At 63.7% G+C, this 11,332-nt stretch carries 8 protein-coding genes; all 8 read right to left on the bottom strand.

Features of this window, described 5'->3' with window-relative positions:
• Nucleotides 1–2 precede the first annotated feature (2 nt).
• The 8 genes from ACVWWQ_RS08565 to ACVWWQ_RS08530 all read right to left on the bottom strand — a co-directional run bounded on the left by ACVWWQ_RS08565 (nt 3) and on the right by ACVWWQ_RS08530 (nt 11,307).
• Nucleotides 3–1,349 carry a sigma-54-dependent transcriptional regulator gene (locus ACVWWQ_RS08565; protein WP_133948090.1) on the bottom strand — a complete coding sequence of 449 codons (1,347 nt, stop codon included), beginning with the start codon at nt 1,347–1,349 and terminating at the stop codon, nt 3–5.
• Nucleotides 1,350–1,550: 201 nt separating this feature from the next.
• Nucleotides 1,551–3,380 carry a DUF885 domain-containing protein gene (locus tag ACVWWQ_RS08560; protein ID WP_133948092.1) on the bottom strand — a complete coding sequence of 610 codons (1,830 nt, stop codon included), beginning with the start codon at nt 3,378–3,380 and terminating at the stop codon, nt 1,551–1,553.
• Nucleotides 3,381–3,466: 86 nt separating this feature from the next.
• Entirely contained in the window at nt 3,467–4,702 is a 1,236-nt protein-coding gene (locus ACVWWQ_RS08555) for an FtsX-like permease family protein (protein ID WP_133948094.1), read from the bottom strand.
• 8 nt (nt 4,703–4,710) lie between these two features.
• The gene (locus ACVWWQ_RS08550) at nt 4,711–6,030 is read right to left on the bottom strand and encodes an ABC transporter permease (RefSeq protein WP_133948096.1); all 1,320 of its coding nucleotides are present in this window, start codon (nt 6,028–6,030) and stop codon (nt 4,711–4,713) included.
• A 61-nt stretch (nt 6,031–6,091) separates the two neighbouring features.
• Nucleotides 6,092–7,324: an FtsX-like permease family protein gene (locus tag ACVWWQ_RS08545; RefSeq protein ID WP_133948098.1), complete on the bottom strand. Its 1,233-nt coding sequence runs from the start codon at nt 7,322–7,324 to the stop codon at nt 6,092–6,094.
• Nucleotides 7,325–7,335: 11 nt separating this feature from the next.
• Entirely contained in the window at nt 7,336–8,649 is a 1,314-nt protein-coding gene (locus ACVWWQ_RS08540) for an ABC transporter permease (protein ID WP_133948100.1), read from the bottom strand.
• Nucleotides 8,650–8,683: 34 nt separating this feature from the next.
• Complete coding sequence (locus tag ACVWWQ_RS08535) at nt 8,684–9,898, bottom strand: FtsX-like permease family protein (protein WP_133948101.1); 1,215 nt, start codon at nt 9,896–9,898, stop codon at nt 8,684–8,686.
• A gap of 86 nt (nt 9,899–9,984) precedes the next feature.
• A complete protein-coding gene (locus tag ACVWWQ_RS08530; protein WP_133948103.1) occupies nt 9,985–11,307 on the bottom strand; it encodes an ABC transporter permease in 1,323 nt (440 codons plus the stop codon).
• Between the last annotated feature and the right edge of the window lie 25 nt (nt 11,308–11,332).

The following is an 11,332-nucleotide window of genomic DNA, read 5'->3' as shown; positions in this document are numbered from 1 at the left end:
GCTCAAGCAATGGTCGCCAGCCCATACCGCTCCATTCGACGATACAGCGCCTGACGCGACAACCCCAGGTTCTGCGCGGCGCGACTGACGACTCCGCCGGCCTTGTGCAGCGCTGCTTCGACCGCCTCGCGACTGGGTTCGTCAAGATTCCGCGGCGAAGTGGATGCGGTGTGTTGCGGCAGATTGAGAAGATCCGGCGTGATCGCGTTGCCTCCGGCCAGCAGGGCAGCCCGCTCAATCGCATTCTTCAGTTCGCGCACATTGCCCGGCCACGGATAGCCCAGCAGCGCGTCACGTGCTGCCTCGCCCAGTTCGGCGCGGCCATCAAGAAAGAATTCGGCCAACGGCAGAATGTCTTCGTTGCGTTCGGCCAACGGCGGCAGGTTCACCTCGATCACGTTGAGCCGATAGTACAGATCCTCGCGGAACGTACCGACCTGGATCATCGCCTTGAGGTCGGCATTGGTGGCCGACAGCACGCGTACCTTCGCCTGCCGTGTCTTGCCCGAGCCCAGTCGCTCGAACTGACCGGTCTCCAGCACGCGCAGCAGTTTCATCTGGCCAGGCAACGGCAGGTTGCCGATCTCGTCCAGGAACAGGGTGCCACCATCGGCCAGCTCGAAGCGTCCTTCGCGCGCCTTGTTCGCGCCCGTATAGGCGCCAGCTTCGGCACCAAACAACTCGGCCTCGATCAGCTCGCCCGGCAACGCGCCGCAGTTCACCGCCACGAACGGACCACGCTTCACCGCCGAGTTCGCATGCATGATCGCGGCGACGCGCTCCTTGCCGGTACCGTTCGGGCCCGTGATCAGAATCGAGACATCGGAACGTGCTACCTGACAGGCCAGATCCAGCGTGCGCGCCATCGCTTCGGAAGCGAACACCAGGTTGTCCAGATCGTATTTCTTTTGCAGCAGTTCACGCCGCTGGCGCCGTTCGCGCCGACTGCGAGTCACTTCGCGGGTGGATTCGGACAACTCCAGCAGATTCTCCACCGTCGCCAGCAGCTTGTTGTCGTCCCACGGTTTGGCCATGTAGTCGGCCGCACCCGCCTTGACCAGCTCCACCGCGGTTTCCAGATGCGTCCACGCGGTCAACAGGATCACCGGCAGATCGGAATGCTGCTCGCGAATGGCCCGGAACAGCGCCACGCCCTCCTCGCCCGAGGTGGTGTCAGCGGTGAAATTCATGTCCTGGATCAGCACATCGACCGTCTCGCGCTGAAGCAGCGCCAGCCCCTCCTCGGGGGTCAGCGCCACCAGCGCACGAATTTCGTGCAGCGACAACGCCAGCGACAGCGCCTCGCCTACCGCGGGGTTGTCGTCGATGATCAAAACGGTACGGGTCATCTTTTTTCTGCACATGCGGACATGGATGCCGCTCCAGTGATAAAGGTTGTGATGACTATCGGGCTATTCGATCGCGGACCGTAACATCGGCCGCGACGCGATGGGTACCCCGGGTCGATCACGGGATCGTGAGCACAGATGGCGACGCCCGCCCCGGTGTCTTGCCATCCATGGCATGAACCGGCACAGAGTGCCCCCGGATCAACCCGCCGCAGCGACCGGATGCGCCGGCGCGGTGCCTGCCTTCACCGCGGCAATCCAGTCGTTGACGCGCGTTTCCAGTACGTCCAGCGGCAGCGCGCCGCCACTGAGCACTTCGTCATGGAACGCGCGAATGTCGAATTTGTCACCAAGCTCGCGCTTCGCCCGCGTACGCAACTCAAGGATTTTCAGCTCGCCCATCTTGTACGCCAGCGCCTGCCCCGGCCAGGTCACGTAGCGGTCCGTTTCGGCTTGCACGTCCGGCTCGTCCTGACTGGAATGGGTGTGGAAGAAGTCCACCATCTGCTTACGCGTCCAGCGCTTGTAGTGCACGCCGGTGTCGAGCACGAGGCGATCGGCACGCAGCAGCTCGTCGGACAAACGGCCGTAGTCGGACAACGGGTTCTGATAGAAACCGATGTCCTTGCCCAGCTGCTCCGAATACAGCGCCCACCCTTCGATATAGGCGGTGTAGCCGGCCTGCTGCCGAAACGGCGGCAGCTTCGGCAACGTCTGCGCAATGGAGATCTGCAAGTGATGTCCGGGCACGCCTTCGTGATAGGCGGTGGACTCGATCGACAGCACGCTGCGGTTGGCGAAGTCGCCGGTGTTGACGAAAATCTGCCCCGGCCGCGAGCCATCCGGCGTGCCCTGATGGTATTCGGCACCGGCCGCCTCCTTCTCGCGGAACGCCTCCACCGGCAACACCTCGACCCTGGTTTTCGGCAGTATGCCGAACAGCTTGGGCAGCTGTGGCTGCATCTGCGCCAAATAGCCGCGATAACGATTGAGAATGTCTTCGCGCGACGTCGCGTGGGTTTTCGGGTTGGTCTTGAGCGACGCGCGGAAGCTGGCCAGATCGGCAAACCCTTGCGCCTTGGCAATCACCGTCATCTCGTTTTCGATGCGCTTGACCTCGGCAAGCCCGAGATCGTGAATCTGCTGCGGCGTCTTCTCGGTGGTTGTCATCTGTTCCACGTCGAAGCGGTAAATGGCCTCGCCGTTGGGCAAGTCCCAGATGCCGGGCTGGCTGCGTCCGTGCGGAGCATAGTCTTTCGCCACGAACTGGCCCAGCTTGGCATAGGCCGGCCGCACGTCATCATCGATGGCCGCGAGGATCGCATCGTGCAGGCGCTTTTGGTCGGCCACCGATACCGACTTCGGGAAATGCTTCAGCGGCTCGGCAAACACGCTGTCCATGCCGACCGGCTTCTCGATGTTGGCAATCTGCACCACCACTTTCTCAAGCAGGTATTTCGGCGGCATCATCTTGTCCGCCAACCCCTGCCGCGCCACGCCGATGACCTGCTCGAATGCCTTCGGCACCGCCCGCAGACGCGCGAGGTAATCGTCATAGTCTTTCGTGTTGTTGAACGGGATCGAGCTGACGAAGCCGGCCAACTGCAGGTGGATACCGCTCATTTGATCCAGCGGCATCTCGAACAGCTTCAGGTCGTAGCTTTTCAGACTGTCATTGAGTTGGCGCACCATCAACTGCTGATTGAGCTTGTCGGTGTCGGAGAACCCGCGGGTGTCGATCGCTTCGAAGCGCTTGAGGAAATCGGCAGTGGCCTGGTGCTCGGCCGCCGCATGCGCCAGCGAGAGATCGCTCCAGCGATCGTTGTAGCGCAGGTTGCCAAGGATGGTGGCGAACTCGGGCGAGTTCTGCAGCGTGTGCTGCCACTGTTCGGCCAGCAACGCATTCAACGTCGCCACGCGGCTCGCCACGTCAGTCTTGCCGCTGACCTGCGGCGACTTGGCATGCAGGGGAGCCGCGATGGTCACCGACCCCAACAGGGTCGCGCAGATCAGCAATGGCAGGGTCTTCATCAGAGAGCTTCCTTTGGGACGGAGAATGGAGGGAGTCACAGTTACCACGGCGCGACGGCGATGACCTGTGCAGGATTGCATGGATCTCACACCGACCGCGTCGCGACCACCGGTGGTACTGCTGCCGCGCGGAACGCCGGCGCCAGCACGGCCAACTGGCCAAGCACGAGCATCAGCACCGCGCCGAATGGCAGGTAGGTCCATGGCAGACGCGACAGCTCGTAATGACGCATCAACCACAGGTTCACCGCATAAGCCAGCAACATGCCCAGCGTGATGCCGGCTCCCACCACCAGCAGGTTTTCCAGTTGCACGTGACGCAGGACATCGACACGCCTTGCACCCAGCGCGCGGCGTATGCCGATTTGCCGCGTACGCTGCTGCACCCAGTAACCGGTCAGCCCCATGATGCCTACCAGCGCCACGATCAACACCACCAGGCTCACGCCGGACAACAACCATACCGCGGCCTTGGACTTGGCCAGCATGTTCTCGCGCATGGCGGCGTACATCTGGAACGTGGGGTCGAAGCCCTGGATCAACTCGGCTCCCAACTCACGCTTGATCGTGGTCTCCACCGCCTGGCGCACGCGCCCCGCCTCGGCGGCGCTGCGCGCGCGGACGGCAAACACCGGCATCGGCCATTGCCCGGGCACGCCGGGGAACAGCATGCTGTAGTCGATGTTGCTGCGATTGTCCTGCCCCAGCTTGTTGCGCATCAGGTGATCGACAATGCCGACCACGGTACGCCGACCCGCATCCGCGTCCTGACCGATGCGGATCACCTTGCCCAGCGCGTTGACGCCGGGAAAAAGGCGCTCGGCCAGCGCTTTGGTGATGATGGTTGGTCCGCTGGCATTGATGCCAATGTCCTTGTAATCAATGCGCTGCTCTTCCGCGCTGAAGTCGCGACCTGCAACCAACCGCAGGTCGAGCGCCTCGCGCAGATGATCGCCGATATAGACGGCCGCATCGGCCTTGGTCCCGACGCCCTCGCCGATCACGTCGCCGTTCATCTGGGCACTGGTTTCCATCGGCAACGAACCCGCCAGCGCCACCACCTCGACACCCGGCAAGCTGGCCAGCGCGGCCTGCACTTCGCGCATCCGGCTGGCTGGCCATGGCTTTCCCCGTGAGGCGATGTTCCATGCCACCACCAGCCGCTCCGGCTGACCGATGCCATCCGGGGCAACGATCGGAACCAGGCGCTGCTGCAGCAGGAACAGCGCGTTGCAGGCAATGGCGCAAGCCAGTGCCACCTGCAGCACCACCAGCATCGGCATCAGACGATGGCGCAATAGTGGATGAATGATATGTCGCATGGCTTCACCTACCCGAGTTTGATCTGCATGGCCGGCGGCTGACGACACACGCGCCAGGCCGGCAAGATGCCCACCACCAGTCCCACGGCAACGGACAGCAGCAGCAAAAGTGCAAAGGCCTGCAGACTGAAGTTGGCCGCCTCGGCATACGCCACCGGCTGCATGCGCACGATCCACAGGCCCAGCCAGGTCAGCGGCAACGCCAGCACGCCGCCGAACACGCCGAGCAGCCCGGTCTCGACCACGTGCTGGGCGAATACCTCGGCGCGCGACGCGCCCAGCGCACGCCGGATCGTCACGTCCGCCTGCCGGCGCAGGAAGCGCGCGGCCAGCAGCCCGGCCACGTTAACCAGGCACAACAGCAGGAATGCCCCGGCCAATGCCAGGTTGAGTCCCACGTCATCGGGAACCACCTGGTTCGAAATCATCCACGCACGAACACCAAACAGTCGGGCGTTCGGTGGATAGACAAAACGCCCGGCCGCCTGTTGGGCGTTCGCATAGCTGGCGACAAATTGCTGGTATCCACTGACCGCTGTCGGCGAGTCCAGCGCCACCCACACCTCAAGCCAACGGCACTTTTCCACCTCGGCCGACTGGAAGCTGACCACCGCCGCACCCTTGCCGCACTTGCCCGCCGTCAGCGGGCCCACACCGGCGTCCAGTGCGGCCTGGGCCGGCACGAAGAACTGTTCCGGCGTACCCAGCACATTGCCCTGGTTGCGCGGCAGATCAAGAAACTGGGTTCGCGGCTTCCACGGCGCGCTGACGCCGATGACGCGAAACTCGCGCGTCCCCATCGATACGCTCTGCCCGACCGCGTTCTCCTTGCCAAACATTTTCACGGCCAAGTCGCTGTCGATGATCACCACCGGCACCCGCGCCGCCTGGTCGGCGGCAGTCCAGCTTCGTCCATGGCGTAGCGAAACACCGAGCATTTGCAGCAATGGACCCTCGGCCATCAAGCCCTGCACCTGCTCCGACTGCTTGCCGTCCGGACGCGCGACCAGGGTGTAACTCTGCGCAAGCGCGACCTGCTGGCGGGCGCGCCCGGCATCCAACAGCGCCTTCGCGTCGATCCGGCTGAGGTAACTCTCCGGTTTGCCGTAATCATTGCTGTCGCTGTCCCGCGCCTCGCGGGCATCCATCGTCACCACCTGCAGCTGCGGACTGATCCCCGGCAGCGGGTCGCCGGACAACGCGCTGAAGATCGTCAGCGCCGTCATGCACGACGCAATCCCGATGGCCATGGTGAAGGTCAACAGCAGGACCATCGCCGGCCCCTGCCGGCAACGCCGCCAGGCCAAGTCAAGGTAATAGCGAAACATCAGGTTTCTCCCAGCACGCAAGGCATCCGAAGCGGAAGGGACGCAGTCAATGCATGCATGCTCATACCGATCTTGTCGCCACCACCGGCGGTACGGCCGCGGCGCGCAGTGCGGGTCCGAGCACGGCGAGCTGGCCCAGTCCCCACAACACCAGCGCGCCAACCAGCAGATAGAACCACGGCAATCGCTGCAACTCGTAATGCTGCATCAGCACGCCGTTGAGCACGAAGGCCAACAGGATGCCCAGCAAAACACCGGCGCTGACGATCAGGAAATTCTCGATCTGGAAGTAGCGCAGGATGTCACCGCGGGTGGCGCCGATCGCGCGGCGAATGCCGATGCTGCGCGTGCGCTGCTGCACCCAGAAATTCGCCAGGCCGGTGATGCCCATCGCTGTAACGAACAGCAAGCCCAGCGCCGAAGCGATCAGCAACCCGATCATGGTGGTGTCACGCTGGAAGTAGGCGGCACGGATCTCGGTGTAGGTCTGGATCCGCTTCGGGTTGATGAGCCGGTTCGGACTGGCCTTCAGCAATGCCGCCGAAGCCGCCTGTAGCACGCGTCCCCGGTCCTGCGGCGTGCTGCGCATTACGTAGAGCACACCGGAATCATTCGGGCGCTGCGGCCAGATCAGGCTGTCGTCGTCGACGCCAGGTTTGCGCAAGTTCGGACGCAGGAACCTGTCGACAATGCCTACGATGCGAATGTAATTGTCGCCGTCGTACATGCTCTGTCCCAGTGCCTGTTTGTCGGGGTAGAGATGCTGCGCGAGAGCGCGGGTGACGATGGCAACCGCGGGTTTGCCCGCGCTAACGTACTCGTCCGGGCGGAAGTCGCGCCCCGCCACCAGGCGCAGACCGAGCGTGTTGATCAAACCGGGCGTGCCGTCGTATACCGCCGGCTCCATGCAGCCGCTGCCATCGATCGAGTTGAGCTGCATAGCCCGATCCAGCGCCTGCTTGCTCGGGCAGAAGCCGCGGGATGACTCGCTTTGATCCAGCGGCAGCGAATAGCTGACCGCCACCGCGGATTGCACGCCGGGAATCCCGCGCAACGCCGCCAGGTCCGCAGTGTGCCGGGCCTGCGGATTCTCGTCCTTCTCGATGCCCGCGCTCGGGATCACCGACAACTCGTTCTCGGCCATCCCGGTGGGGACGCTGATCCGTTGCACACGATTGGCAATCATGAACGCGACGTTGCAGACGATGGCGCAGGTGAGGGCAACCTGCAGCACCAGCAAGCTCGCGGTGAGCTTGTGTCGACGCAGGGTCGAGAGTATCGGGCGCAGTTGCATGCTGGATGTCCTCACAGGGTTTTCAACTGCAGTGCCGGCTGTACACGGCACGCCCGCCATGCGGGCAACAAACCGGCCAGCACGCTGGCAAGGACAGCCAGCGCCAGCGTGCCCAGCAACATCGACATGTCCATCTGCGCCATTTGCGCGTAGTCATCAGGGCGACGGCGCACGCTCCACAGGCCCAGCTCAGCGATCAGCAGCCCCAGCACGCCACCGGCCATGCCGATCGTGGCCGACTCGATCCCAAGCTGCAGGAAAATGTCGCGCCGTCGCGCACCCAACGCGCGCCGCACACTGATCTCACCGCTGCGGCGGAGGAACTTCGCCAGCAACAACGCGACAATGTTGACGATGCACACGAGCAGGAAGCCCAATGCCAGCCACAGCTGCAGGCGGACATCCGTCGGCACCAGATTCTTGTGCGCCAGCCAGCCCATCAGGCTGTACAACTTCGCCTCAGTGGCTGGCCGCTGGAATCGGCCGAGCGCCTTCTGCTGGGCGGAATAGTCCATCAGAAACTGCTGGTACACCTGCACCTGCGCCGTGCTGTCCAGCTGCACCCAGAATTGCAGCCAGGTCATTTCGGCACTAGTCATCGGCTCGCCGGAGTCATCCTTGCTCCAGTTGGACTGGTTGCCATTGATCTGCAATTTCAGGTCCACCGCGGCGGAAAGCGGCAGGAAAAACTGATCCGTATCACCAAAGGACTGCGCCGACAGGTCGGCGTAGAACATGGGCCGCGGTTGCCAGTCCGCGGTGACGCCGATCACGCGAAAATCGCTCTCACCCAAGCGCACGGTCTGGCCGATGCCGCTGGCGTTGCCGAACAATTTTCGAGCAAGCGTCTGGCTGAGCACGACCACGCGGGCTCGCGATGCATCGTCGGCCGCCGACCAACCCTGCCCACGCTCGAAGGCTATGCCGAACAAGGCAAACAGTTCAGCCGTGCCGTAACGGCCACTGATTTTGAACGGACGAAGATCCGCGCGTGCGGGGCGAAGGAGCAGCGTGCCGCCCGCCATCGCAGCCTGGAGTGTGGCCCGGTGTGCACTGAGCAGTCCCATCGCGTCCGGCCAGGTGAGATTATCGGTCGGGTCGGGACCGTCGCTCCGGTGCTTGTGATCCAGCGGCAAGGGATCGAGATGCGGCGTGAACAACACCGCGCTGCGCCCCGGCAACGGATCGGCCGTCATCACATGGAGCACGGTGATCATGGTCATCGACGCGCCGATGCCCAGCCCGATTGCCAGCACCATCAGCGCCGTGAGAACCGGGCTGCGCTTCAAGCTGCGCAGTGCCATGTCAATGTAGTAACTGAACATTCCCTTCCCCCGCAAACCTGTTATTCCGAATTCGTCACACCGACCGCGTCGCCACCACCGGCGGCACGGCAGCGGCCCGCAACGCTGGTCCGAGCACGGCGAGTTGGCCCAATCCCCACAGCACCAGCGCGGCGATCGGCAGGTAATACAACGGCATCCTCGGCAGTTCGTAGTGCGTCATCAGCAGCAGGTTCAAGCCGTACGCCAACACCATGCCCAGCGCGATGCCGAACGCGACGATCAGGAAATTCTCGGTCTGGAAGTAATGCAGGATGTCGGCACGGGTGGCGCCGATGGCGCGGCGAATGCCGATCTGTCGGCGGCGCTGGCCGACCCAGAAACTGGCCAGGCCGACGATGCCCAGCGCGGTGACCAGCAGCAGTGCGATGATGACGCCGACGAGCATGCCGATCATCGCGCGGTCCTGCTGGAACACGGTACGGCGCAGTTCGCTGAGGGTGTGGGTGCCATCCTGGTCGATCACCGCGTCCGGCGCGATTTTCGGCAACAGCGCACGCGCGTCGCGCATGACGCGCAGCAACTTCGCCGGATCGGCGCGCAACAGATAGCTGCCGGCCAAATACTTGCCCGGCTGTGCCGGCACGAACACCGACCAGTCCTTGCTCTGGCCGGGCCAGCCGGTGGGATCGGGCCGGATCAGCCGATCGATCACGCCGACCACGCGGTAATGTGACTTGTCGAGCCAGAACTCTTTGCCCAATGGATCAGCGCCCGGCCACAAATGCTCGGCCAGCGCGCGGGTGACCTGCACCGACGAGTTGGCCGGCATCAGGCCTGTGAAGGACTGGAAATCGTCGGCCTGTGGCCCGCGCCCGCCTACCAGCCGGGTGCCCAGCGCCTGCAGACTGCCCGGACTGCCGACATAGAACTCCACCACGCCGCCGGACTTCCGGCCGGCCATGTCCATCGTGATGCCGGCGGTGCCGCGACGCGCGCCAAACGGGATGGAGTTCAGGACGCTGACCGACTTCACTCCCGAAATACCGCGCAGACCGCTCAACACCCGCGCGTTCAGATCGACCGCCTTGCTGTCTTCGTAACCTTGCAGTTGCACGGTGGCCAGCGCGGACTCGTCCACGCCGCTGTCGAGCTGGATCAAGGCAATCCGGTTGGCGATCAGGAAGCACGCGTTGCACAACACGGCACAGGCCAGTGCGATCTCCATGGTGATCAACAGGGTGGCCGTTCGGTGGCGACGAAGCGCGGCAAGAATGGGTTGGATCTGCATAAGGAGAAAACCTTTTACCTGCATGGAAGCCGCTGTTCTGATGAGTCCGACCACAGATGGCCGATTTCTTGCGCCGGGACAGCGCGCTAAAGCGTCTTCAACTGGAGACCGGGCGCCACCCGACTGGCCCGGAATGCCGGCAGCAAACCGGCAAGCAGGCTGGCGGCAATCGCCAAGACGAAGGTGACCGCAAACATCGACACATCGAGATGCGCCAGGTCGGCGTACTCGGCGGGTTGCTGGCGAATCACCCACAGGCCGGCCAAGGTCAGCAACAGGCCTCCCGCACCGCCGATCAGGCCGACCATTCCGGCCTCTACCAGGCACTGCGCGAATACCGCGCTGCGGCTCGCGCCGAGGGCACGCCGCACACCGATCTCGCCGCTGCGACGGAGGAATTTCGCCAGCAGCAGACCGATGGTGTTGAACAGGCAGATCGCCAGGAAGGCGAACGCCAGCCAGGTCTGCAGACGCACGTCGCTGGGTACCACGCCGTTGTAGTCGAGCCACTCCATCAGGCTGCGCAGACGGGTGTTCTGTGGTCGCACGATACGGCCCAACGCTGTCTGTTCGGCGGCATAGCCGTCGATAAACTGCTTGTACGCGGCGACCTTCCCCGCATCGCCCAACTGAACCCACAGTCTGACCCACACGCACGGCGAGTTCTGCAGATGGCCCGGTGTCTCGGGCATGTGCCAGCAGGTGAATTGCTGGAAATTGCCGTCGTTCAAATCCAGTCCGGTGAAAAACGGTGTGAACACGTCCTCTGTCTTGCGGTAGAAGGCCGAGGTCTGACCGTTGGCGAAGCGGCCACCGGCTACGTCATAAAACAGTGGTTTCGGCCGCCACGGCTGGAGTACGCCGACGATGCGCACGTCGGTGTCACGCAATTGCAGCGTATGGCCGATGCTGTTGCGGCCACCGAACAGCTTCTGGTTGAGATCGGCCGAGATCACCGCGACCTGCGCGTGCTTGTCGTCGTCTTCCGACGTCCACGCGGCGCCGTACTGGAACGGCACGTCGAACATCGGGAAGAAGTCGCTGGTGGTGGACAACATGTCCGGCATCAACGCGGGCTGGTTGAGCTCGGGCGAACGCAGCCGCACCGAACTCTGCACCACCAACGCCTGGCGGTCGGCACGATGCGCCGTCCACAGATCCACCGCGGACTGGTAGTCGAGCACGTCCAGCGGCTGCTTGAAATCACCGGGGGTCGGGTTGCCATCCACCTGCGGATAGAACAGCGTGCCGCTGCGCGTGGGCACCGGATCGCCGGACAACAAGTGCATCACCGTCAGCGTGGTCATGCTGGCACCGATGCCCACGGCGATCGCCAGCACCATCAGCGCGGTCAGCACCTTGTTGCGCTTGAGGCTGCGCAAGGCCAGGTCAAGGTAGTAGGCGAACATGTGCATCACTCCATCCGATTTTGCA

This window comes from Rhodanobacter sp. TND4EL1 (genome assembly GCF_054061035.1).
Note: the sequence above shows the minus strand (reverse complement) of the source record. Positions and strands in the feature narration are given on the sequence as shown.